General features: G+C 73.8%; 19 protein-coding genes and 4 tRNA genes. 11 read left to right on the forward strand and 12 right to left on the reverse strand.

The window, feature by feature from the left end; translation table 11 throughout:
* A partial coding sequence (locus ABZZ04_RS35620) for a DUF309 domain-containing protein (protein WP_356936380.1) occupies nt 1–489 on the reverse strand: 489 nt, incomplete at its 3' end.
* A 109-nt stretch (nt 490–598) separates the two neighbouring features.
* Between ABZZ04_RS35620 and ABZZ04_RS35625 the strand changes: the two genes are divergently transcribed.
* The 5 genes from ABZZ04_RS35625 (at nt 599) to ABZZ04_RS35645 (ending at nt 6777) form a co-directional block, all read left to right on the forward strand.
* Nucleotides 599–3154 (forward strand): AAA family ATPase, encoded by a 2556-nt coding sequence (locus tag ABZZ04_RS35625; RefSeq protein ID WP_356936381.1) that lies wholly within the window; start codon nt 599–601, stop codon nt 3152–3154.
* Between the two features lie 49 nt (nt 3155–3203).
* Nucleotides 3204–3277, forward strand: a tRNA-Pro gene (locus ABZZ04_RS35630).
* A 238-nt stretch (nt 3278–3515) separates the two neighbouring features.
* The gene (locus ABZZ04_RS35635; RefSeq protein ID WP_356936382.1) at nt 3516–4529 is read left to right on the forward strand and encodes a hypothetical protein; all 1014 of its coding nucleotides are present in this window, start codon (nt 3516–3518) and stop codon (nt 4527–4529) included.
* 125 nt (nt 4530–4654) lie between these two features.
* Nucleotides 4655–5791 carry a hypothetical protein gene (locus ABZZ04_RS35640; protein ID WP_356936383.1) on the forward strand — a complete coding sequence of 379 codons (1137 nt, stop codon included), beginning with the start codon at nt 4655–4657 and terminating at the stop codon, nt 5789–5791.
* 140 nt (nt 5792–5931) lie between these two features.
* Complete coding sequence (locus tag ABZZ04_RS35645) at nt 5932–6777, forward strand: hypothetical protein (RefSeq protein WP_356936384.1); 846 nt, start codon at nt 5932–5934, stop codon at nt 6775–6777.
* 33 nt (nt 6778–6810) lie between these two features.
* On the opposite strand, the gene ABZZ04_RS35650 is transcribed toward ABZZ04_RS35645, so the two are convergent.
* Nucleotides 6811–6886, reverse strand: a tRNA-Trp gene (locus tag ABZZ04_RS35650).
* A gap of 103 nt (nt 6887–6989) precedes the next feature.
* On the opposite strand from ABZZ04_RS35650, the gene ABZZ04_RS35655 reads away from it, so the two are divergent.
* Both ABZZ04_RS35655 and ABZZ04_RS35660 read left to right on the forward strand, forming a co-directional pair.
* Nucleotides 6990–8396 (forward strand): hypothetical protein, encoded by a 1407-nt coding sequence (locus ABZZ04_RS35655; protein ID WP_356936385.1) that lies wholly within the window; start codon nt 6990–6992, stop codon nt 8394–8396.
* Nucleotides 8393–10234, forward strand: coding sequence for an AAA family ATPase (locus tag ABZZ04_RS35660; protein ID WP_356936386.1), 1842 nt, complete (start codon nt 8393–8395; stop codon nt 10232–10234). The genes ABZZ04_RS35655 and ABZZ04_RS35660 overlap by 4 nt, the downstream gene beginning before the upstream one ends.
* Nucleotides 10235–10287: 53 nt before the next feature.
* On the opposite strand, the gene ABZZ04_RS35665 is transcribed toward ABZZ04_RS35660, so the two are convergent.
* From ABZZ04_RS35665 to ABZZ04_RS35680, 4 genes are all read right to left on the reverse strand, one after another.
* Complete coding sequence (locus ABZZ04_RS35665; RefSeq protein WP_356936387.1) at nt 10288–11502, reverse strand: ribonuclease inhibitor; 1215 nt, start codon at nt 11500–11502, stop codon at nt 10288–10290.
* On the reverse strand, nt 11499–12854 hold the full coding sequence (locus tag ABZZ04_RS35670) for an SDR family oxidoreductase (protein WP_356936388.1): 1356 nt from the start codon (nt 12852–12854) through the stop codon (nt 11499–11501). The genes ABZZ04_RS35665 and ABZZ04_RS35670 overlap by 4 nt, the downstream gene beginning before the upstream one ends.
* A gap of 38 nt (nt 12855–12892) precedes the next feature.
* Nucleotides 12893–12965, reverse strand: a tRNA-Ser gene (locus ABZZ04_RS35675).
* Between the two features lie 6 nt (nt 12966–12971).
* Nucleotides 12972–13045, reverse strand: a tRNA-Gly gene (locus ABZZ04_RS35680).
* Nucleotides 13046–13218: 173 nt separating this feature from the next.
* Here ABZZ04_RS35680 and ABZZ04_RS35685 point away from each other — a divergent pair.
* Nucleotides 13219–14472, forward strand: coding sequence for a cytochrome P450 (locus tag ABZZ04_RS35685; protein ID WP_356936412.1), 1254 nt, complete (start codon nt 13219–13221; stop codon nt 14470–14472).
* A gap of 94 nt (nt 14473–14566) precedes the next feature.
* Here ABZZ04_RS35685 and ABZZ04_RS35690 read toward each other — a convergent pair whose 3' ends face one another.
* From ABZZ04_RS35690 to ABZZ04_RS35710, 5 genes are all read right to left on the reverse strand, one after another.
* A complete protein-coding gene (locus ABZZ04_RS35690; protein WP_356936389.1) occupies nt 14567–15061 on the reverse strand; it encodes an FBP domain-containing protein in 495 nt (164 codons plus the stop codon).
* A gap of 111 nt (nt 15062–15172) precedes the next feature.
* On the reverse strand, nt 15173–16072 hold the full coding sequence (locus ABZZ04_RS35695) for a hypothetical protein (protein WP_356936390.1): 900 nt from the start codon (nt 16070–16072) through the stop codon (nt 15173–15175).
* On the reverse strand, nt 16069–17082 hold the full coding sequence (locus ABZZ04_RS35700) for an SPFH domain-containing protein (RefSeq protein ID WP_356936391.1): 1014 nt from the start codon (nt 17080–17082) through the stop codon (nt 16069–16071). The genes ABZZ04_RS35695 and ABZZ04_RS35700 overlap by 4 nt, the downstream gene beginning before the upstream one ends.
* A gap of 53 nt (nt 17083–17135) precedes the next feature.
* Nucleotides 17136–17963: an SDR family oxidoreductase gene (locus ABZZ04_RS35705; RefSeq protein WP_356936392.1), complete on the reverse strand. Its 828-nt coding sequence runs from the start codon at nt 17961–17963 to the stop codon at nt 17136–17138.
* Between the two features lie 271 nt (nt 17964–18234).
* Nucleotides 18235–18858, reverse strand: coding sequence for a TetR/AcrR family transcriptional regulator (locus ABZZ04_RS35710; protein ID WP_356936393.1), 624 nt, complete (start codon nt 18856–18858; stop codon nt 18235–18237).
* Between the two features lie 162 nt (nt 18859–19020).
* Between ABZZ04_RS35710 and ABZZ04_RS35715 the strand changes: the two genes are divergently transcribed.
* Both ABZZ04_RS35715 and ABZZ04_RS35720 read left to right on the forward strand, forming a co-directional pair.
* Nucleotides 19021–19956, forward strand: a complete 936-nt coding sequence (locus ABZZ04_RS35715; protein WP_356936394.1) for a phosphatase PAP2 family protein — start codon at nt 19021–19023, stop codon at nt 19954–19956.
* Nucleotides 19953–20957, forward strand: a complete 1005-nt coding sequence (locus ABZZ04_RS35720; RefSeq protein WP_356936395.1) for a hypothetical protein — start codon at nt 19953–19955, stop codon at nt 20955–20957. The genes ABZZ04_RS35715 and ABZZ04_RS35720 overlap by 4 nt, the downstream gene beginning before the upstream one ends.
* Before the next feature lie 218 nt (nt 20958–21175).
* Here the strand turns inward: ABZZ04_RS35720 and ABZZ04_RS35725 are convergent, their stop codons facing one another.
* On the reverse strand, nt 21176–21508 hold the full coding sequence (locus ABZZ04_RS35725; RefSeq protein ID WP_356936396.1) for a helix-turn-helix domain-containing protein: 333 nt from the start codon (nt 21506–21508) through the stop codon (nt 21176–21178).
* A 156-nt stretch (nt 21509–21664) separates the two neighbouring features.
* Between ABZZ04_RS35725 and ABZZ04_RS35730 the strand changes: the two genes are divergently transcribed.
* Nucleotides 21665–22630, forward strand: a complete 966-nt coding sequence (locus ABZZ04_RS35730) for a DMT family transporter (RefSeq protein ID WP_356936397.1) — start codon at nt 21665–21667, stop codon at nt 22628–22630.
* The last annotated feature ends 174 nt before the right edge of the window (nt 22631–22804 follow it).

A 22804-nucleotide genomic window follows, 5' to 3' on the forward strand; every position in this document is an offset into this window, starting at 1 on the left:
CCGCAGCAGCGGTGCCTCGACGGCGGCGTCGACGGGCCCGGCCCCCGCCGCCTCCCCGGCCGCCACCCGGCCGGCCAGTTCCCCGGCCCAGTCGACCAGCCCGCCGACGTCGAGCCCGTACGGGTGGTCCGGCACGAACGGGGCGAGCGCCGCCGCCCCGCGCCGCAACAGCCGGGCCCCGCCCGTCGCGTTGCCCCGGGCCGAGTGCGTCAGCCCCACGGCCAGCTGCGCCAGCCCCCGCCACAGCTCCCGCTCCGCCCGCGGACCCGACTTCCACGCGTCCTCGAACACCTCGTGCGCGTGGAAGGGCATGCCCGCGTCCAACAGCCGCTGGGCCTCCCGAACCGTCTCCCCGGGCGTACGGACCACGCCCTCGGGCTGCCGTTCGACGCCCGCCGCCCCACGGGGGAGGGGGCGCCCCAGCCCGTCACGGGGACGCGCGTTGCGCGCCCGGCCCTCGGCGTCCCGGTCCCTGCGAGTCTCGTCCACCCCACGATTGTGCCCCGCACCTGCGGTGAACTGTCGGAACCACTGTCCGTTGACCCTCGTGCACGACTAGTGTCGAAACCAATCCGTACCACCCTAGGGGAGGGTAGGCATGAAGCCGTCCCGGCCGCTGTACGAGCGTGAACCGGAACTTGCCGCTGCCGCACAGGCCGTGGACGCCCTATGCGGCGCCCAGGCCGCCGACCGATGCACGATCTGGTCCGCACGCGGCGGCGAAACGGTCACGTCCGTGCCGTTCCACGTCGTGCGCCAACTGCTGCAGCCCGCGCTCGACCAACTGCCGCCCGACGAGGTGCGCGCCCTGTTCGGGACCTGGTACGAGATCGCCGCGCCCGCGCTCGGACTCGCCGAGCCGAGCGGCCCGCAGCCGGACCCGCAAGGCGTGCGCGACGGCCTGGACTTCGTCGTCTCCCGGCTCGCGTCCCGGGTCAGCCACCGCCCGCTGCTGCTCATCGTCGACGACGCGCACTGGGCGGACGGCGAATCCCTCGCCTGGCTCGCCTCGTTCACCGCCCGCCTCGGCGAACTGCCCGTACTGGTCGTCCAGGCCCACCGCCCGGAGGAGCTGGCGGCGCGGCTGAAGGAGAGCGGGCCGGGCAGCGGCCACCCGTCCCAGGTACGGGTCGCGCTGCGCGCCCTCACCCCGGACGCCACCGCCGAACTGGTCCGCGCGGCCCTCGGCGAACACGCCGACGACCCGTTCTGCCGCGAGGTGTGGGCCGTCACCGGCGGCAACCCCTACGAGGCGGTCGAGCTCGTCGCCAAGGTGCAGGACCGCGAACTGGCGCCGCTGGAGGAATCGGCCGGACTCCTGCGCGAACTCGGTGCCTCCGCCCGCGGCAGCGGACTCGTCGCCCGGCTCGAACGGCTCGGGACCAACGCCAACCGCTTCGCCTGGGCCGCCGCCGTGCTCGGCACGGAGATCTCGCAGAGCCTCGCGGCCAGCCTCGCAGGCATGAGCCCGGCCGAGGCCGCCGACTGCACGGAGCGGCTGCGCGAGGCCCGCATCGTCACCGGCTTCGACCCGCTGGAGTTCGTCCACCCGCTGATCGCGAGCGCGGTGTACCGCTCCATCCCGCCGGCCACCCGCACCGCCATGCACGGCCGGGCCGCGTGGGCGATCACCCGGGCCGGGCTCGGCGCCGCCGCGGCCTCCAGACACCTGCTCGAGGTGCACCCGGACGACGACCAGGAACTGGTCGGCCAACTCCGCGAAGCGGCCCGGCAGCACCTCGCGGTCGGCGCCCCGGACGCCGCCCGCCGCTGCCTCGAACGAGCCCTGGAGGAACCGCCGAGCCCGCAGGTGAAGGCCACCCTGCTGTACGAACTGGGCTGCGCCACCCTGCTCAGCTCCCCGGCCACCACCGTCCAGCACCTGCGCGCGGCCCTCGACATGCCCGGCCTCGACGAGGAACGGCGGGTCGACGCCACCTACCGCCTCGCGGCCGCGCACTCCCACAACAACCAGCTGAAGGAGGCGGCCCTCGCCCTCGCGGCGGAGGCCGCGCGCACCGCCCCCGGACCCGGTCTGATGCGGCTTCAGGCCGGAGCCTTCCTCTGGGAGGGCATGCAGGCCACCGAGGACGACGGACCCGGCCGCTCCGCCCGGCTCGCCCGAAACGCCGACCACCTGCACGGCCGCGACAACGCCGAGCGCGCTCTGCTCACCATCCGTGCCTTCGACGCCATGTTGCGCGGAGAGAACGCCCAGCTCGTCGTCGACCTCTGCGAACGCGCCCTGGTCGACGGCCATCCCGCCCGGGGACTGGGCTGGACCGACGCGGAGTGGGGCTTCGAGCTGCCGACCCTCGTCGGCATCACCTACGCCTTCACCGACCAGCTCGACCGGGCCGAGCAGCTCTTCGGCGAGGCCGTCCGCGCCTTCGAGATCTCCGGCTGGAGCGGCGCGCACCTCGCGTTCGCCCACACCCTGCTCGGACTCGTCCACCGGCGTCGCGGCCGGCTGGCCGAGGCCGAGGGCTTCCTCCGCGAGGGGCTGCGCCTGGCCGACCGCGTCGGCAGCGGACTGCCCGTCCACTGGGACGCGGCCTGTCTGCTCATCGACACGCTCCTGGCCCGCGGCCGGGTCAAGGAGGCCCGCGAGATCGCCGACCGCTACGCCTTCGGCTCGCCCTACCCCAGCGCGATGGTGCTCCCCGACGGCCCGTGCGTACGCGGCCGGCTGCTGCTGGCCGAGGGCCGTACGAAGGAGGCGATCTCCGAACTGGAGGCGGCGGGCCAGGCACTCGAACCCCGGGGCAGGTTCAACGGGGTGTGGGCGCCCTGGGCCGGTGACCTCGCCCGCGCACTGGCCGAGGAGGACCCGGAGCGCGCGGCCCGACTCGCCGCGACGACCCGGACGCACGCCGAGCGCTTCGGCACGGACACCGCCATCGGCGAGGCCCTGCGCTGCGTCGCTTTCTTCGCGGAGCCCGAGGACGCCACCCATCTGCTCGCCGAATCCGTCCGGCACCTGGAGGCGTCCCCGTCGGCGTACGAGCACGCGCTCGCCCTCGTCGACTACGGCATCGCGATCCGCTCGCCGCGCGAACTCGCCAGGGCCCAGAAACTGGCCACCGCGTGCGGCGCCGAATCCCTGGCGAACCGTGCCCACCAGGCACGGGCGTCGATCCGGTCCTCGGAGTGAGGTAATGTTTGTCCTGCGCGGTCACCCGGGAACACCGGGGGATTCGCATCGGGACGTGGCGCAGCTTGGTAGCGCACTTGACTGGGGGTCAAGGGGTCGCAGGTTCAAATCCTGTCGTCCCGACTCGTGAGAGTCGCAGATCAGGGGTCGGTCCGGAGAAATCCGGACCGACCCCTCGGTCATTCCCGGGGACGGTCGAGATCGACATGCCCGGACGGGACCGACACGTCCGGGCGGTGTCGCGGGCGGCCGGTCCCGGCCGCCCCGCCCGGTTCCGGCCGCATCGGGACCGGCCTCCCCGGCCACCGCCGCAACCGTCACACCGCTTCGGCACCACGGAACCGACAGGAACGAGGAGCACATGAGCCCGCGCCCGCGCCGAAAGCACGTCGTCACTGCCGCGGCGGCGGCCCTGGCACTCGCGGGCGGGGCGCTCGCCCTGGGCATCGCCACCCGGGACGGGGCCGACGACGGCCTCGCCGACGCCTGTCACGGGTCCGTCGCCGTCGAGGAGGCCCGGAACTTCTTCGACGGCGCCGAGTTGGAAGGCAAGGGGCACACGGGGGAGTGGGTCGGCCACGAGACCGACTGGTGCTCGGTCTGGGCCAGGGACACGGACCGGAGCACCACGCTGCGGTTGCAGATACGGCCCGCCGCCGCGCACCGGAGCTCCGGAGCGGCCGAGGAGTCCGGCGCGGCGCCGATCGGGCACGGCTGGAACGGCTCGGTCGACGTCCGTGGACGCCCCCGGGCCGCCGTACTCGTGGACTGCGCCCCGCTCGCGGGCAAGGGACTGCTCGTCCTCAGCGAAGCGACGGAGGACGCCGACGAACTGACGGCCGGCCGGATACGTGATGTCGCCCGTCTCGCCACGGAGACCGCCCGCCGCGCGGCCGACCGCTTCGACTGCGAAGGGGCACTGGGCCAGCGGCCCGAAACGGTCGACCGCACCGGCGTCGCGACCCGCCCGGCCGCCGGGGCCGAAGCCACCTGCCGGGACGTCGTCAGCCCGCGCAACGCCCGGCTCGCACGCGTCACCACCGTCGACGAGTACCCGGCCGGCCGAGCCCTGACCGAGGAGTGCAGGGTGAACCGGGGCGAGCACGACCACGTGCGCCTCAACGCGTACTACGGCCCCTCCGCCCTGCAGGAGAAGTACCTCGACGACCGCTACCCCGGCAGCGTCACCGGTTCCCGCACCCGGTCGCACGCCTGCCGGGGCGGGCTGGGCACCGCGTACTTCAAGCTCACCCCTCCCAAGCGCGGCGACGGCCGGCCCGCCCCGGTCGACGCCCCGACGGCCGAGGTCTTCGACGAACTCCTCACGGCCTTCGCCAGGAGCTCCGGAGCGCGTCACGGATGTCCCATCAAGTGATGTCCCGTCAGGTCGCTTGATCCGCAGGAATGTTGCCGCGACCGTGATCCCCGTGTGATCAACGCGCCGTAGCCTTCACCCGGCCAGGGGGTCCGGGCGGACACGGTCGAGGCGGGGGACGACACATGACGTACCGGCGTGCGGTGATACCGGCACTGCTCGGAGGAGTACTGCTCACGGCGCTCCTGTGGTGGGCGGGGGAGAGCCTGCAGGCGCTGCGCCTGCAGGGCGCCACGGACGCGATCGGGGGCCGGGCCGCCGCCGAGCTCGAACGCTGGCTCGTCCCCTGGTCGTACGAGCCCCCGGCCGGGGCGTGGGCGGGCGTTGACGTGCCCGGGGGCCCGGCAGGGGGCGACGGGGCCCGCTACCTCGCGCTGCACGGGACCGCGTTGCGGATCAGGTTCGCCGCGGTGTTCGCCTTCTTCCTGCCCGGGGCGCTGCTCCTGGTCCGCGGGCTGCCGCCGGTGCACGGCCGGATGCCGGCCACCCTGCTCGCGGTGTGGGCCTGGGGAATCGTGGCGGGGACGCTGGCGGTGACCGTCTCCGCGCCGTGGCTGATCGCCTCGTACGGCCACGGCAGTTACCGTTTCCTGCCCCAGCTGGCGAGCGCGATCGCCGCCGGCCGGCAGATCCTGGTGGTGACCGCCCTGGCCGCGGCGGCGGTCGCGGTGCTCGCGGCACGGATCACCGTCAAGGGTGCCGGTCCGCTGCCGGGGGAGTCCGTCCCGGCACACGCCGCCCGGTCGGCCGCCACCGCCGGGACCGCGGTGATCGCGCTGTCCCTGGTGGTCCTCTCGTACCAGCCGGTCGCCGCCGCCGTCCAGACGGCCTTCCCCGGCAGCGGGCTGCTCGCCGAACCGGGCGATCTGCTGCGCCAGTGGCTGCTGCTCGGCGCCTGGTCGGACCCCGGGGGCTCCGACATCGGTGCCTGGCTCCTGTACCGCGCCGCCGATGCGTTGCTGCTCGTCGTGGTGTGGTGGGCGCTGCGGTCGCTGCCCGGACTGCTCACCCGGACCACGGTCCCGGCGATGGCGGTCGGCGCGGTCTGCGCGACCGTCCTCGGCCTGCCGGCGGGCCGGCTGCTGCGGGCGGCGACGGACGGCACGGCTGCGCACGGGGGACTGCCGCAGCTGTTCGCCACCCTCGGCGACGGCGTCCCGGCGGCCCTCACCTGCGGGATTCCGGCGGGAATCGCGGCGGCCGCGACACTGAGGGCGGCCTGCCGCAGCCGTGGTCCCGCCACCGGCCCGCAGGCTCCGTGAAACGGCCGCCGTGGCCCGTCCCGTCACGGGACACCACGGGCACGAGGGGGGTTCTGCCTGGTGGGGCGGGGTCCCGTACTCTTTCCCGGGGCCGGCCCGATCGGGGCGGGCGCGGCCCGGGAACGCGAGGGGGCGGAGCCATGCGGCACGACCGCGATACGGACAGGGCACTCGACGTACTGGTCTGTCTGGCCGGGGCGGACGACGTGCGGCAGGCGGTGCGGGAGCGGATCGGGGTCGCGGAGCGGCCGAGCGGGCTCGTTCCCGAACTTCACTGGACCAACCTGTCACGGCTCTCGGCCGACGCGCTGCCGGTCTCCGCCCGGCTGTGGGTCCTGGAGGAGGACCGGGCGGACCTGAACGAACTCCTCGTCCTGGCCGACGGGTTGCCCCCGGGGCTGAAGTCGGCGGTCCTCCGCGGCGAATCCTTCGGGCCCGGCAGGAAGGAACCCGTCCCGCTGCCGGAGACGCTGCGGTACCGACTCCGCACGGAAGGCGCCGAGCAGCTTCCCGCGGCGGAACTGATCCCCGCGCTGCGGGCCGCGAGGACCATGCGCCAGGGCCGCCGGGCCGCCCGCTCGACGGGCCGCGGGGACTGGCCGCGCGTCATCGAGGCCGACACCGAGCAGCAGTTGCCCGGGTACACGCGATGGGCGCTCGCGCTGCGCCCCGACTGCCCCCCGGTCCTGCGGGAACGCTTCTCCACCCACCCGGGCTACGCCCACCGGGTGCGGCTCGCGGGCATCATCGACGGCCCGGAGAGCTACGTACGGGAGTGGCGTTCGGCCCGCACGGTGCTGTGCGCCCTCGACACCGGCCGCTGGGCGTTCCCCACCAGGGAGAAGGAGGCCGAGGACGTACTGCGGCCCCTGGTGCGCGACTCGTTGGGGGCGAACGTCGAGGCGTGGGCCGTCCTGGCGCAACTGCTGCCGACGTTCACGGGAACGGTCCCGGAACTGATCGTGACCGCGGGCGCCATCGCCTGAGCCCCGAGACCTGGTGGCGGGTGAGGGGAGGGAGGCGGGGCGGCTGGAGTCGAACCAGCGTGTTCCGGTTCTGGAGACCGGTGCGACTGCCCCTGCGCTACGACCCCGCCCTGCCGCCGATCCTAGGCGAACCGTCCGGGCAGAAACACCGTCGCCCGTGAACAGGCACTCCTGATAAGCAAGGACGACGGGGTACGGAGGGGGCATCCGGGATGGCGTACGGGGAGCGCGGGGAACGGCAGCGCCATGTGATCGACCTGGCGGACCGGCACGCGCTGGAGCGGTGGCTGCCCGCCGACGGGGCGGTGATCGAGGAGGCGCGGCGGCTCAAGGAGGCCGCGCTGCTGGACCTCGGACTGTCCGGTTCGGTGGTGGCCTCCTGGATCCACGCCAAGTGCCGCCACCAGATACCGACCACGGCGGTGGAGACCGCCGCGGTGGTGGCGAGCGGCGACGGAACCTGCCTGCTCGTGTACAACCCGGAGTTCTTCGTCGACCTCGGCCTCGACGGGGTGAAGTTCGTCCTGTTCCACGAGGCGCGGCACCTGGTCCACCGGCACCTGTTCGTGGAGGCGGAACTGCGGGACGACCCGGTGTTCACCCTGGCGGCGGAGGTCTCCATCAACCACGTGGCGATGGTCCGGCTCGGCACGGAGGCACTCCCGCTCCGGGACGGCAGCCCGGTGGGCGTCGACCCGCGCGAGATCCACGCGCTCTACCGGGAGGACCTGCTGACGCACGGTCTGGACCCGGTGGACTACCCGGTCTTCGTCGCCACGGACATGTCGGTGTACGGCGAGCTGAAGCGGATGGCACACCCGTTGGTACCGGGGTCCGCGCTGTGCGTCCGGCTCTCGCACACCCACGTACCCACCGACCAGGAGACCGTCGACACCGTGGTGTCCTCCGTACTGCTCAACTCGCTGCTCGCGGCCCGCCGCGGCCACGCGGTGGCGGAGGCGGAACTCGGCGACCTGGTGGACCGCACGGACGGGGCGTCGGAGCGGGTGAGCCGGATGTGGGGCAGGCTCGGCGCGGGCCTGCTGCGCGGACGGACCCCGCGCACCGGGCGGGTCGACTGGTGGCAGCGGTGGCTGGTGGACGTCGTCGCCTCGAAACTGCGGGACGGCGAGCGGCTGGTGTACCCGAAGAAGCGGGGCGCGCTGCTCGCCGCGCTCGGGCACGACCCGCTCCTCTCGCGGCGCGGCCCGGTGCGGGACAAGGTGCTCGTCATCGCGTACGACACCTCGGGGTCGATGCCGGACCACGTGGTCCACTGGCTGACCGAACTGGTCGGCGGGATCGACGGGGTGGAGGCGCACTGGCTCTCCTTCGACGCCGTGGTGATGCCGTTCCGCCCCGGCGAGCGGGTCTACGGCGGCGGGGGCACGAGCTTCTGGTCCGTCGCCGAATACGTGGAGGGGCGGACGCTCGTCGACGGCCGGCCCTTCGAGGAGACCCCGGACGCCGTCGTGGTGCTCACCGACGGCCACGCGCCCCCCATCACCCCGGCCGAACCCGACAAGTGGATCTGGCTGATCACCGAGGGCGGCGACGACTGGCCCGACTCCCACAACCCCCCGATGGCCTGCCATCGCGTCACGACAGGATCGAGATGACCACGCCCCGCACCGTTCCGTGGCGGCCCGACGCCACCTACCCGCGACCGCCCGAGGGCTGGACGGGGGTGTCCCGGCTGGCGTCCTTCATCGACGCGATGATCGACATGGGGCAGACGGGCCAGGTCTTCGGCGGGCACGGCGTCGGCAAGACGGCGACGTTCTTCTCGCACGTCGCCGAGGCGTACCCGGACGCCGAACTGGTCTTCGTCCCGGCCGCCAACCTCACCCCGGACGACCTGCTGGTCAACGCCCCGGTGCGGGACGGGCGGACCGGGGAACTCGTGCTGCGGCAGCTGGTGATGGACCGGCTGCGGCCGGGGAAGCCGTTCGTCCTGCTCATCGACGACTCGCTGCAGGCCGGTGAGTCGGTCCAGTCGCAGCTGATGCAGATCGCCTGCAACTGGACGCTCGGCGGATACGACCTGCGGGCACTGGGCTGCATCGGAGTCTTCCTCACCGACAACGAGTCGCTGAACGAGACCGCCGCCCGCCGCGGCGACCTGGCGATCCTGGACCGGATGGTCACCATCAGGATCACCGCGAACGACACGGCCTGGCGGCTGAAACTGGCCGCGAAGTACCGCGACCGTGACCTCGGCGGGGTGTTCTCGCTGTGGGCGTCGCTGAGCTCCGCGCTGCGCGAGCTGCTGTCGCCGCGCACCCTGGACCACATCATCGCCAACGCCCAGGAGGGTTTCCCGCTGAGCTGGGGGCTGCCCCTGGTCAACGGGGAGCGGCTGAGGCTCTCCGAACCGCTCCCAGACGGCCGCCCGGGACCGAACCGCACCCAGGAGATCCTGGACCGGATCGCCCACGAGCTGGGCGTGCCGAACCCGGCCCGGATCGCCGACCCCGTGCGCCGGGTGGTGCGGGCGGCGCTGCGCAACCGGTGGACCGTGCTGCTCCAGGGGCCGCCGGGATGCGGCAAGACCGAATTGGTCCGGCAGACGGTCCGGGAGGGCCTGGACGGGCGGGAGCCGCTGTACTTCTCGCTGCCGGTGACCAACGTCGAGGACCTCTGCGCACCGATCCCGACCCCCGACGGGTCCCTGGAGAACCTGCTGGCGGCCGTGTTCACGGACGCGGGGCCGAAGGCGATCGTCTGGGACGAGTACAACCGCCCCAAGGACCGGGCGGCGTTCGCCAAGCTGATGGAGATCACCCAGGAGTGGTCGCTGGCGGGCCGGCCGATCGACGGGCTGCGGGCACAGATCGCGGTGCAGAACCCGCCGTACCACCTGGGCCGCAAACTGCTCGTGGCGCGGAACAACATCGCCCAGGCGACCCGGTTCACGGCCTCGCTGACGGTGGAGCCCGGCGACATCCCGGCCAACGAGTGGCTGATCGAGAAGTACGGGGCGGTGGCCGAGACCGTGCTCGAATGGTGGAAGCACGACATCGACGAGGACGGCCGGGCCTGGATCACCAAACGGACCATCGAGCGGCTGATCAAGCTCCACCAGCGGGGACTTCCGCTGGAGATGGGCATGGTGTACCTCGGGGACGGCGAATACGCCCCGGTGCAGTTGACCAGTCTCGTCGAGCGGCTGAACGACCGGCCGGTGACCGGGCTGCGGGAGCTGGCCCGGCAGGTGGACGCCTGGGAACGGCGGCTGCGGCGGGCCGCTGACCGGTCGTCGGAGGGCGGCGACGACAGCGACGTGGTGCACCAGATCATCGCCAACGCCGAGCTGTCGCAGCTGAAGAAGCACCGCAGGGCGGTGACCAGGCTGGTGGCGCTGCTGCCGCCGAAGCTGCGCTCGACCTACCTGGTCGGTGCTCCGGAGCCGTACCAGCGGTTCTGGATCGAGGTGTTCGCCGCGCTGCCCCGCTGAGGGCCGCCCGCGCCTCCCGGCGAGCCGGCACGCCCCGGGGCACGGCCCCGGAACTACCGGTCCCGGGGCGGGGGCGTCCGGTGGACGCTGCGGACGGCCTCGACGTCCGCGGAGACCGCGGGCCTCGGCAGATGTGCGCTGAACGCGTCCAGCCGGTGCCGGACACTGGTCGCGATGCCCTTGCCGAGGACGAAGCGGGTCGGGGTGGTGGCCCGGGGCGCCGCGTCCAGGAGCCGGTGCGCCTCGCGGCTGCGCAGCCCGGTGTGGGAGAGGACGAGATGGGTGAGGCGGTGCTCGCGGGCCGCCAGGCTCTCGCCGATCGCGGTCGCGGCGGCGAGGTCGAGACGGTTGTCCGCCGCGCCGAGGGTCCCGGCGGCCCGTACCCTGCCGAGGTCCAGGAGCTCGACACCCGCGCCGGCCGCCGCGACGACGAGCCGGGCGGCGGCCCGCGGCCCGACACCGTTGCTGGCGACGGAGATCCGGGCGGTACGGCCGTACGGCGCGCGCTCCAGGGCGTCGGCCAGGAGCAGCGCCCCGTCGTCGCCCAACCGGGCAGCGGACGCGTACAGTTCGCCGACCGCCCCGGCGGCGAGCAGCGCGGCGAGCGGGGCCGCGCCGGTACGGCCGAGCGGGTTCCCGCCGACGAAGAGCCGCTCCACCCGGCGCCCGGAGGCGGCGGCCCCGAGCAGGGCCTCGGCGAGCACGGCGAGGCCCGCCGGGTCCAGACCGGTCTGCACCAGGTCGAGGGTGCGCAGCCCGGACGCGGCGGCGACGAGGTCCGCCGCGGCCCGACCGCCGCCCGTGCCCAGCGGATTGCGCTTGAGCCAGACCCCGCTGACGACGTGTTCGGAGGCGCGCAGACTGTCCGCGATCCGGCACGCGCCGCCCGCGGTGATGCCGTTGCAGCCCAGGTAGAGGGTCTCGACGCCCGCCCCGACGGTCCGTTCGGCGACGTCCGTGGCCCCGTCGTCGCCGAGCCCGTCGGTGCCCAGGAGCAGGTGCCGGACCCGGGCCGGGGCCGCGGTGTCGCCGAGGGCCTCGGCTATCAGGGCGGCTCCTTCGGGGCCGAGGGCCTGCTTGCACAGGTCGAGCCGGCCGTCGGGCATCGCGGTCCCGGCCGGGAAGTCGAGCCGCCGGTCGGTGACCGCGCCGCCGCGCAGCCAGTCGATCAGCGGGCCGAGGTCGGCGATCGAGCGGGGCAGGACGTGGGGGACACCCGCGAAGGGCGTGTCCCCGGCGGGGCCCTCCGGCCCTGTGGGACCGGTCACCACGCCGCCTCCCGGTAGTCCTTGAGGAAGACACCGGACACGGGCGAACCCGCCTCGCCGCGCACGATCGGGTCGTACACCCGTGCCGCCCCGTCCACGATGTCCAGGGGGGTGCGGAAGCCCTCGGCGGCGATCCGGTTCTTCTTCGGCAGCGGGTTCTCGTCGGTGATCCAGCCGGTGTCGACACTGCACATGTGGACGCCCCGTGCGGCGAGTTCGGGCCCGCTGGTACGGGTGAGCATGTTGAGCGCCGCCTTCGCCATGTTGGTGTGCGGATGCCCGGCGGTCTTGCGCCGTACGGCGAAACGGCCCTCCACGGCCGTGACGTTGACGACGTACCGGTTCGGCTGGGGCGAGGCGAGCAGCAGCGGCAGCAGCCGGTCCACCAGCAGGGCGGGCGCGAGGGCGTTGACGAGCTGGGTCTCCAGCAGCTCGGCCGGGTCCAGCTCGCCTATCCGGGCGGACCAGGAGTTCACCGGGGCGTGGTCGGGCAGCAGCCCCGCCTCGTCCGCCTCCGCGAGGACCAGCGCGAGCGCGCCCGAGGCGGCGGGGGCCGCCAGGGCCCGCATCGGCGCGTAGCCGGGGGCGGCCCAGGCGCCCTCGGGGAGCGCGCCGGTCTCACCGGCGGCGAGCAGCGCGTACGACCCGGGTGGGCGGCGCACGGTCTGGGCGGCGTTGTTGACGAGGATGTCCAACGGCTCGCCGTCCCGGTGGAGCCGTTCGCACAGCCCCAGGACCTGGCGCGGGTCGCGCAGGTCGACGGCGACGACGGTGAGCCGGTCGAGCCACGTCCCGCTGCCGGGCTCCGCACGGAACCGGCGCAGGGTGTCCTGCGGGAAGCGGGAGGTCACGAGAAGCTCGGCGCCGTCGCGGAGCATCATCAGCGCCAGCTGGAAGCCGATCTTGACCCGGCCGCCGGTGAGCAGCGCCCGGCGCCCGGTGAGATCGGTGGACAGGGCGCGGCGGGAGGTGTTGTCGGCTGCGCAGTCCGGGCAGAGCGCGTGGTAGAACGCGTCGACCCGCCGGTAGAACGACTTGCAGACGTAACAGCGCCGGGGCCGGTGGAGGACCCCGTCGCCCGTCCCGCTCCCGCCGGACAGCGGTGCGTCCTCGCGCCGTGCGGGCGCACCGGTCGCGGTGGCGGCGACGACCGCGGCGTCGGCCTCGGCACAGGCGTCGCTGCGGGCCTTGCGGCGGCGCGTGCGGCCGTCGCGGGTGAAGGAAGCGGCGACCTGCTCGGCGCGCAGGCGCACCGGGTCGTCGACGGGCAGGGCGCGCAGCTTCGCGACCGTGCGGTCGAAGGACGCCAGTTCCTCGTCGCTGAGCCGCTCCCCGTCACCGGTCCGCGCCATGCCTCCTCCGCCTCCGTGCCCGTCGTCGCCCGCCCCGGCGGTCCCGGCCGGATTCGAACCGGCGTGTTCCCTCCGAGCAGGAGGGGGCGACTGCCTCTGCGCTACAGGACCGGGCTGCCCGGACGGCCGGATTCGAACCGGCGTGTTCACGACTTGGCAAGTCGGCGCGTCTGCCTCTGCGCTACGCCCGGACAGTGCCGATGATCATACCGACGGTGTCCCGGGCGCGGGCCGGGCGGGCTCCCGGCGGCACCGTCCGGCCGTTCGGCGGTGCTCGAGGCGCATTACGCTGGACACGGCAGCTCGACGCGGTACGGAGTCCTTCGCGTCCGTGCGAAGGCCCGTGCGCCCTCCGGGAGGCATGATGAGCCAGCAGCCGGTGCTCCTGCCCTACACCGACCCGGCCTTCGTGACGGACCCCTTCCCGCTCTACCGGCAGTTGCGCGACGACGGCCCGGTACGGCGCGCCGTCATCGCGGGCGGCCTGGAGGCATGGCTGGTCACCCGGTACGAGGACGGCCTGGCTGCCCTGTCCGACCCACGCCTGAGCAGCGACCTGCGCGACGCGTCGGACCCCCGGCTGGTCGAGCTGCTGCCCGCCACGGACCGTGAGTCGGCGCTGCGCAACATGCTCCGCTCCGACCCTCCCGACCACACCCGGCTGCGCCGCCTGGTCTCCGGGGCGTTCACCGCGCGCAGGGTGGCCGGGCTGCGGCCCCGCGTCCAGGAGATCGCCGACCGGCTGCTCGACGCGATCGGGCCGGACGGTCGTGCCGACCTCGTCGAGAGCTTCGCACTGCCGCTGCCGGTCACCGTGATCGGCGAACTGCTCGGCGTGCCCGCCGCCGACCGGGACGACTTCCGGCGGTGGACCGACGACATGATTCTGCGGGCCGCCGAACGGCCGGACCCGGTCCGGACGGACCGGGCGTGGCGGCGGATGCGCGGCTATCTGACCGGGCTTCTCGCACAGAAGCGGGCCCGCCCCGAGGACGACCTGCTCAGCGCGCTGATCGCGGCCCGGGACGAGGAGGGAAGGCTCGACGAGGACGAGCTGATCGCCATGGCCTTCCTGCTGCTGGTGGCCGGCTACGTCACCACCGTCAACCTGATCGGCAGTGGCATCGCGGCCCTGCTCGCCCACCCCGACCAGTTGCGGGCGCTGCGGGACGAACCGGAGCTGCTGCCGGGCGCGATCGAGGAGTTCCTGCGGTACGACGGTCCGGTCAACCCGGGCATCGCCCGGTTCGCGCGCGAGGACGTCACCATCGCGGGCGTGACCGTGCCGCGCGGCGCGACCGTGCTGATCGCGTCCGCCATCGCCGACCGCGACCCGGAGCGCTTCCCCCACCCCGACCGCCTGGACATCTCCCGGCAGGACAACGCCCACCTCGCGTTCGGGCACGGCATCCACTACTGCCTGGGGGCCCCGCTGGCCAGGCTGGAGGGACAGGTCGCCATCGGCACCGCGCTGCGCCGTCTGCCCGGCCTCGCCCTGGCCGTGCCGCCCGGAGAGCTGCGGTGGCGGCCGGGAGGCCTGCGCGGCCCCGAGCACCTGCCCGTCACCTTCACCGCCGGAACCCCGGCCCCCGGGTCCCCGCCGGACGCCGCCCGGTGAGGACCCGGCGACGGCCCGGGGCACCCGCCCGATCACCGGCCACCGGCCGCGGATCACCGTCCACCGGTCGTCGGCCGCCGGTCCCGTCCCGGACTCAGTCGATGAGCTTGGCCAGGAACGCGTCGAGATTGGCCCTGGTCCGCTCCACCTGTTCCTCCGTCGTCAGGGTCTCCTTGAAGCGGGCGCCCGGCGCGGCGGTCTTCCTGCCCCGCACGTACAGCGAACAGGCGAGGTCGGTGCAGACGTACAGACCGACCGAGTTGCCCTCCCGGCCCGCGGCCCCGGTCCGCCGGGCGGTCATCAGGGAGACGCCGTTGCCCGGGTGCGTGGTCAGACAGAGCGAGCACATGCTCCGGTGCAGGAAACCGCGCTGCCGGGAGGGGAACCGGAGCGTCACGCCGGTGAGTTTCCCGTCGTACTCGGTGACGAGATAGCTGCGTCCGGGGGCGGAGAGGTCGCGCCACCCCAGGAAGTCCAGGTCGTCCCAGGGCTGCTCGTCCAGGTCGCGGGGGAGCGGCAGGCGCTTGGCCTCCCCCTTGGAGCAGTTGACGAACGACGTACGGATTTCCTGTTCACTCATGGGCTTCATGCCGGGGACGCTAACTCTGCCTATGACCACTAGGCAAATGGTTAATGAGGCAAGGAAGGCTGCCTGTTCCGGGGGCCGGTGCGGTGTCCGCCCGGTCGTCGGGCCGGCCGGTCAGACGGTCAGCCGCAGCGAGGTCGCCGAGATGCCGAGCCGCACCGTCTGCCCCCAGGTCAGTTCCAGCGCGTCCGCCTCCATCCCGTCGCCGAAGGCCACCACCCGGTCGGACTCGACGGTGAGCCGCAGCCCCTGCCCGCGCTCCAGTTCGCCCGCGACCAGCGAGGTGCCGGTCGCCGGGGACGGCCAGGCCTCGCGGACGAACCAGAGGAGGCGCGGGTCGGTGGGTGCCGGGAGGCGGAGCCCGCTGTGCCGTTCCTGCCACAGCGAGCGGAGCCACCCCGTGGCGCCGGTGCCCGTGCCGACCAGGACGCCGGAGGACGCCTGCGGTTCGGCGGGGGCGTCGGGGGCGTCCGGGCCGAGCCGGTAGCGGGCGGTCTGGTGACCGGGCGGCCCCAGATAGATCTCGTTGAGGGCGACCAGGCGCTGGGTGTCGTCGGCCACGGCCTCGACCATGGTGAGTTCGTCCGCCGCGCCGCCGGGGGCCACGGCCGCCCCGAGCAGGGCGGCCGCGTCGGAGGGCCGGTGCCGGACGAGCACCCCCGGGTTGCGCCCGGGGTCGGTGTCGATGCCCACGACCGGCTGTCCGGAGAGGTACTTGGCGGCGTTGGCCACGAGCCCGTCCTGTCCGACGACGACCACCACGTCCTCGGGCCCGAACAGGAAGCGGTCCAGGTCCGCGCGCTCCACCCGCGACCGGCGCCACTGGAGCGGCACGGCCGCCGCCACGTCGGCGAGCGCCTGCTGGGTCCGCCGGTGCCGCCGGGCCACCTCGTCGATGGACCGGCCGCGGCTGGAGAGGAAGAACGCGGCCTGGCCGTGCGTGCCGTGGCGGGCCAGCAGCTCCTCGTACTCGGTGGTGCGGTGGACCAGTACCGCGCGCGGTGCCAGGCTCATGCCCGGGTCTCCGGGCCGGGCCGGCCGAGCTTGCTGAGCAGGCCGGTGAGCACGTCGGGGGAGAGGGTGAGGCTGTCGATGCGCGGCAGGTTCTCGGCGAGCCGGGTCGCGGCCAGGGCGTGCAGGGTCGCGTCGTCCACCTCGCCGTGCACCCGCAGCCAGGCGGCCTGGGCCTCGGCCCGTGCGGCGCCGACCTCGCGCGCCGCCTCGGCCTCGGCCCGCGCCAGGCGAACCTTGCGGGCCGCCTCCGCCTCGGCGCGCACCCCGTCGGCCGCCGCGTTCTCCTCGGCCTCGCGGCGGGTGTTGGTGCCGCGCTGCTCGACCAGTTGCTCCTCCCGGCGCGCCAGCTCGATCTGGCTGGCGAGCTCGTTCTCGGCGATGGCCCGTTCCCGTTCGACGGCCACGGCGCGGCGCTCGTAGGTGGCCCGGTCGGCCTCCTGCTGGATCTGCTCGCGGGCGGGGGTGCGCAGGGCGCGCTCCACCTCGGCCTCGGGGCGGATGGCCACCACCCGCACGGCCACCACGTCGATGCCCGTGGCGGGCAGCCGCGGTTCGGCGGCGAGCCCCGCCGCGACCCGGTCGCGCACCGCCGCGACACCGTCCACCAGGGCCTCGGCCAGCGCCGTCCTGGCCAGCACGTCCAGGGTGTGCTGCTGGGCGGTCTCGGTCAGCAGTGTGGCGATCTGCTCCAGCGGCGCGCCGCGCCAGGCCCCGGTGTCCGGGTCGATCGAGAAGTCCAGCCGGGCGGCGGCCTCGGCCGGGTCGTCGATCCGGTACGTCACGGTGGCCTGCACGGTCACGTCCTGGAAGTCGGACGTGCGGGCGTGGAAGGCCATCGCCAGCTCGCGGTCGTTGACCGGGACCTCCGAGAGCGCCGCGGTCAGCGAGCGGTACCAGAAGCTCAGCCCGGGGCCGTCGTGGGCGAGCCGGCCCCGCTTGTGGTGGCGGATGTGCGCGGTGGGCGCGGAGCGCAGATGGCGCAAGCCGAAGCGCCTGGTGATGTCGGCCATGTCGGTCCCCTTTTTCTCGTCACGAAGACGATAATGGGAACGGCTCATTATCGTCAAGGGGACGAAAATGGTCGGTCGTCGGGTTCCGCTCCCGGTGACCCGCTCCGTCCGTCCCGTACGGCGAGGAACCTGGCCGGCGCCTCGCCGCCGCCGTGCACGGCCAGATCGGCGCCGTTGACGTACGGGGCCAGTCCGCCCGCCAGATACAGACAGGCGTGCGCCACGTCGTCCGGCTCGGCCATCCGCCGCATGGGGATGACCCCGGCCACCGCGGTGGTGCCGCCCTCGCCGTACACCGACGCCGCGCTCCCGGTGCGGACCGGGCCGGCCGTGATGTGGTTGACGCGCACCCGTGGCGCCCACTCCAGGGCCAGCGCCCGGGTCAGTGCCAGCAGTCCGGCCTTCGCCGCCGTGTAGGCGGCCGTGCCCGGCTGGGGGGTGTGCGCGGAGACGCTGCCGATGTTGATGATCGAGCCGCCCCCGGGCTGCTCCCGCATGATCCGGTTGGCGGCCTGTGCCAGGTGGAAGGGGGCCAGCAGGTTCAGGGCGACGACCTTCTCGACGAAGCGCGGCGACATGGTGGCCGCGTCGGCGTCCGGGGAGCCGCCCGCGTTGTTGACGAGCACGTCCAGCCGTCCGAACCGTTCCGCCGCCGCGTCGACCAGGGCGGCGGCCGCCGCCGGATCGCGGACGTCGGCCGCCCGGAAGTGGGCCCGGCGCGACCCGCTCCCGGGCAGCTCCGGCGGCTCGCTCCGCCCGCAGACCAGTACGTCCGCCCCGGCGGCCAGGAAGGCCCCGGCGATCGCGGCGCCGATGCCCTTCGTGCCGCCGGTGACGAGCACCGCCCGCCCCGTGAAGTCGATCGGATTGCCGATGTCCATCGTCCGCCCCGCTGTCCTCGAAGTGCGCGTGCGGCCGGGGTCGTGCCGACCGGTCCGGATAATCTACCGAGCGTTTGTTTGGTGCAACAGCCGTCGGGTGGTGCGGAGGGGCGAAGTGGGAGGAACGAAGTGAGGGGAGGCGGAATCGCGGGCGGCCGGTGGCTCCCCGAGGAGTCACCGGCCGCCCGGACGGTGCGCCGCCCCCGTCCCCACGGTGCGGCGCCTGCGGGCCGTCGTCATCCGCTCGGACGGACGGCCCACGACTGAGAGGCTAGGTCGCGGAGGCGCCCAACCCGAGTGCGGGAAGGATCGCACTTTCGACGAAGCGGGTGAGATACCTCTCGTCCGCGTACTTCCCCTCCAGCAGCGGCCGGGCGCGCACCACGCCCAGCAACTGCGCGGAGACGAACTCCGCCGCGGGGGCGTCCGCCGGGATCTCGCCGCGTTCCGCGCCCCGCCGGACCATGGCGTCGACCGCCGAGACGGCGGGCGCGATCAGCGCCTCGCGCAGCGCGCACAGCAGCTCGGGGCTCTGCAGCGCGGCATGGCTCAGCGCGTGCATCAGCGGGGTGTCCTGCCCCGAACCCGCGCCGATCGCCCGTGCCGCCTCGCGCAGGTCGCCCGCGAGCGTGCCGGTGTCGATGTGCGGGAGCAGGGCCTGCCGGGTGCCGTGCAGTGCGGCCACCACCAGCTCGGGCTTGGAGCCCCACTGCCGGTAGAGCGTGGACTTGCCGCAGCGGGTCCGCGAGGCGACCCCTTCCATGGTCAGCGCCTCGTAACCGGACTCCCGCAGCATGTCGAGCACGGCCGTGTAGAACTCCTGCGCCCGCTCCGGCGTGATCTTCGAGCGGCGCGTGGTGTGGGTCGGCTCCGGGGCGACTTCCTGCGGCGGCATGCGCGTTCCCTCTCGGCGAATCTGCGACGAGGACATCCGATACGCCAGTGTACCGATACGCACGTGTACCGATACGCGACCGTATCGGTACACTGGCGTATCGATACGGCGTGGTCCAGACCATGCCACCGCAACACCGCTTCGTCAGCAAAGGGGCACCGGGTGATGTACGCCGGTAGCGAGCCAGCGGACCGGGAGCCGGACAGTTCTGCCCGACCGCCCCTCATCCGCGAGCTGCTTCTCGTCGTGGGACTCTTCGTGGTCTACAAACTCGGCCGGCAGGCCGCCAACGGCCATGTCGACGAGGCGTACGCCAACGCCGGACACGTCTGGGACCTCGAACGCTCCGTGCACCTGCCCGCCGAGGGCGCGGTGCAGGACCTGCTGCTGCGCGACGAGAGCCTGGTCCACCTCGCGAACACCTACTACGCGACCGTGCACTTCCCGGCCACGGCGCTCTTCCTCGTGTGGCTCTACTGGCGTCGTCCGCGCCACTACGTCTGGTCGCGCCGGGTCCTCGCCGCGCTCACCGGCGCGGCCCTCGTGCTCCACCTGCTCTTCCCGCTCGCCCCGCCGCGGCTGCTGGCCGCCACCGGACTGGTCGACACCGGTCAGGTGTACGGGCCGACGGTGTACGGGGCGACGCCGTCGACCGACTCGATGGCCAACCAGTTCGCCGCCATGCCGTCGCTGCACTTCGGCTGGGCGCTGATGGTCGCCGTCGGGCTGATCGTCGCGACCCGGAGCCGGTGGCGCTGGCTGTGGCTGCTGCACCCGGCCGTCACCCTGCTGGTGATAGTCGGCACGGCCAACCACTACTGGCTCGACTCGATCGTGGTCTCCGCGCTGCTCGCGGTGGCCCTCGCGGCGCTGCGGCTGCCGCGCGCGGAGCCGGTGCGCGCCCACCGGCCGTGGCCGTCCGCGACGGGCGTGCCGGTGGCGGCGGCCGTGTCCGGGGCCACCGGACCGGGCCTCCTCCCCGGCCCCCGGCCGCGTCCGGCGTCCTCGTACGACCTGTCCGGAACCACTGGAACGGCCGGGATGCCGGGAACCGCCGGGGCATCCGGAACCTCCACGGCCCCCGGGACCCGGCGGTGAACGCCACCGTGGCGGCCGTCGCGCTGTCCCTGGTCTCGGCCGTCGCCTACGCCGCGGCCGCGGTGGCACAGGCCCGGCTCGCCGGACGGACCGACCCGGACGCAGGTGTGCTGCGGCTGCTCGGGCGGGGCGCCTGGTGGGCGTCGGTCGGGCTGAACGCAGGCGGCGCGCTGCTGCACGTCGCGGCGCTCAAGTACGGCCCGCTCACCCTGGTGCAGCCGCTCGGCGCCCTCACCCTGGTCGCCGCCGTGCCGATGGGGGCCAGGGCCGCGGGACGCCGGGTCACCACGGCCGAATGGCGCGGTACGGCCCTCACCCTGCTCGGCCTCGGCGCCCTGCTCATGACCACGGGCGGCGCCGCCCCGCACGAGACGCTCGGCCTCCCCGAGGCCCTGGCCGTCGCGGCCGGGACCGTGGCCGTCGTCGCCGGACTCGGCCGCCCGGGAGCCCGCCCCGGCCTGCGGCACGCCGCCGCCTCCGGGATCACCTCCGGGGTCGCCTCCGCGCTCACCCAGACGCTGACCGTCTCCGTCACCGACCGCACGGGCCCGCTGCTCAGCGGGCGCGTGGTGGTCGTCGCCCTGCTCGTCTCCGCGTTCGCGGCGGTCGGGCTGCTGCTCTCCCAGACCGCCTACCGGGACGGCCTGGGCGCACCGTTGGCGGTCGTCACGCTCGCCAACCCGATGGCCGCCGCGGTCATCGGAACGGCCCTGCTGGGGGAGCACCTCCGGGGCGGGACGATCGGCCTGCTCCCGGCGCTGCTCGGGACGGCGGCGGCGGTGCGCGGGGTGTTCCTGCTCAGCCGCGCCCAGGCCCAGGTTCCGGCGGTCGGCGACCGGGGTGCCGCGGCTGCGCGGGCCGGAACGCCCTCACGCGTCGTCATCGGGAGCCGGGGTCCGATGGACCCGCCGCCTGTTCTCGACAGCTTCTCGGGGGAACAGCCGGGCAGTGAGGACGGCAGCCACCGTTTGGGCAATGAACTCGGGTACCAGTCCGCCTGATGGCGTGTGACATGCCGCTGTTGGCGTGATCGGTGGTGCGGGCCGTCCGCTCACGCCCGGCGGCTCGGGACTCGTCCCTCGGCGAGCCCCGGCTCCGCGCGGCGACCGCCGACCGGATCACCTCACGCTGCACGCTGATCCGGACCGGCACCGATCCCTGCCGCTCCGGGCCACCGAGGCCGAGCGCGACGCCCGGTGGCCTGAAGGGCTCGGAGGGCTCAGGCGGACGGAAGGGCCGGCTCGGTCCGCTCGACCGCGTCGAGGACGGAGCCGAGCAGACCGGGGAAACGGGCGTCGAGTTCTTCGCGGCGCAGCGTGTTGACGCGGGAGTTGCCCGGGGCGGCCTCCTGGCGGATGATCCCGGCCTCGCGCAGCACCTTGAAGTGCGCGGACAGGGTCGACTTGCTCAGGTTGATGCCGAAGGTCCCGCACGGCTTGCCATCGGCTCCGCTCAGGGTCCGCACGATCTGCATCCGGGCCGGTTCGGCCAGCGCGTGGAGCACGGCATAGATGTTGATGTCCTCGGCGCGGGGGTGGCTGAGCGGCTTCACGGCATTGTTCTCCTTGATCGAATTCGTGTGTTCGCTAGTTGGCGAACACTAGTTGACCGGCTCCCGGTCGCATGGATACGTTAACCCGAGTGTTCGTCGATCGGCGAACAAGTGAACTGACGAATCCGTGCTACGCGCACCACATGGGAGATCCGCATGGCCGAGACGAAGACCGTCGCCGCAGCCGCCGGGGGCCTGGCCACCGCCCTCGCCTTCGGCGGCATGTTCACCATCGCCAAGTCCGCCTTCGGCCATGTCGACCCCTTTCATCTCACCCTGGCCCGCTTCGCCCTCGGCTCCGCGATCTTCGTCGTCGCCCTGCTGATCGTCGAGGGCCGCAAGGCGCTGCGCACCGACGGCGGATTCCTCAAGCTCTGGGGCCTCGGCTCGCTCGGCTTCGCCGTCTTCAACCTGCTCACCTACGTCGGGCTCCAGTCCACCCCGGCCCCCACCGCCTCGCTGATCATGGCCGCGATGCCCGCCATCACCGTCATCGTCATGTGGGCCCGCACCAAGAAGCGTCCGACCGGCGTGACCCTGGGCCTGGTCCTGCTGGCCCTGACCGGTGTCGCCATGGTCCTGGGCAACGGCAACCCGCTCGTCGTCCTCACCGGCGGCATCGGATCCGGAGGCCTCTGCATCCTGGCCGGAGTCATCGGCTGGGTCGTCTACACCACCGGCGCAGCCGGTTTCCCGGCCTTCTCCGTCCTGCGCTACACCGCCGTCACCAGTGTCCTGGGCACCGTCACCATCGCGATCGTCACCCTCGCCTCCGGCGCCCTCGGCGCCATCCCCACCCCCGGCGTCGCCGACTACGCGGCCAGTTGGTGGCAGATCCTCTACATGGCCGTCCCCGCCACCGCCGTCGCGATCCTCGCCTTCAACCACGCCACCCGCACCCTCGGCCCCGCCAATGGCGTCCTGTTCATCAACCTCGTCCCCATCACCTCCTTCGCCATCGAGGCCTTCCGCGGCCACCGGCCCACCATCGCCGAACTCACCGGCGTCGCCCTCACCCTTGCCGCCGTCATCGCCAACAACCTCTACGGCCGCCGCACCACCGGGCGCGTCGCCCCGGCCCCGGCCGACGGAGCCGGGAAGACCCTGACCACCGTCGCCTGACCACCGGAAACCTTCGGTACGCGACCAGAGTCCCACGCAAGGAGGAAGGGGGGAGCACCGCACGGCGGTGCTCCCCCCTTCCTCATGCCGATCCTCATGCCGGAAACCGGATCTCCATGGAACGCGCCTGTCGGGGACGCGAATCACGAAGACCCGGAACGGACAGCACGCCGG

The sequence above is a fragment of the Streptomyces sp. NPDC006435 genome (assembly GCF_040612315.1).
In the GTDB taxonomy this organism is placed as follows: Bacteria; Actinomycetota; Actinomycetes; order Streptomycetales; family Streptomycetaceae; genus Streptomyces.

Coding starts and splice junctions, on each gene's coding strand:
- ABZZ04_RS35625 (WP_356936381.1), top strand. CDS start 599: ATGAAGCCGTCCCGGCCGCTGTACGAGCGTGAACCGGAACTTGCCGCT.
- ABZZ04_RS35635 (WP_356936382.1), top strand. CDS start 3,516: ATGAGCCCGCGCCCGCGCCGAAAGCACGTCGTCACTGCCGCGGCGGCG.
- ABZZ04_RS35640 (WP_356936383.1), top strand. CDS start 4,655: ATGACGTACCGGCGTGCGGTGATACCGGCACTGCTCGGAGGAGTACTG.
- ABZZ04_RS35645 (WP_356936384.1), top strand. CDS start 5,932: ATGCGGCACGACCGCGATACGGACAGGGCACTCGACGTACTGGTCTGT.
- ABZZ04_RS35655 (WP_356936385.1), top strand. CDS start 6,990: ATGGCGTACGGGGAGCGCGGGGAACGGCAGCGCCATGTGATCGACCTG.
- ABZZ04_RS35660 (WP_356936386.1), top strand. CDS start 8,393: ATGACCACGCCCCGCACCGTTCCGTGGCGGCCCGACGCCACCTACCCG.
- ABZZ04_RS35670 (WP_356936388.1), bottom strand. CDS start 12,854: ATGGCGCGGACCGGTGACGGGGAGCGGCTCAGCGACGAGGAACTGGCG.
- ABZZ04_RS35685 (WP_356936412.1), top strand. CDS start 13,219: ATGAGCCAGCAGCCGGTGCTCCTGCCCTACACCGACCCGGCCTTCGTG.
- ABZZ04_RS35690 (WP_356936389.1), bottom strand. CDS start 15,061: ATGAAGCCCATGAGTGAACAGGAAATCCGTACGTCGTTCGTCAACTGC.
- ABZZ04_RS35695 (WP_356936390.1), bottom strand. CDS start 16,072: ATGAGCCTGGCACCGCGCGCGGTACTGGTCCACCGCACCACCGAGTAC.
- ABZZ04_RS35700 (WP_356936391.1), bottom strand. CDS start 17,082: ATGGCCGACATCACCAGGCGCTTCGGCTTGCGCCATCTGCGCTCCGCG.
- ABZZ04_RS35705 (WP_356936392.1), bottom strand. CDS start 17,963: ATGGACATCGGCAATCCGATCGACTTCACGGGGCGGGCGGTGCTCGTC.
- ABZZ04_RS35710 (WP_356936393.1), bottom strand. CDS start 18,858: ATGCCGCCGCAGGAAGTCGCCCCGGAGCCGACCCACACCACGCGCCGC.
- ABZZ04_RS35730 (WP_356936397.1), top strand. CDS start 21,665: ATGGCCGAGACGAAGACCGTCGCCGCAGCCGCCGGGGGCCTGGCCACC.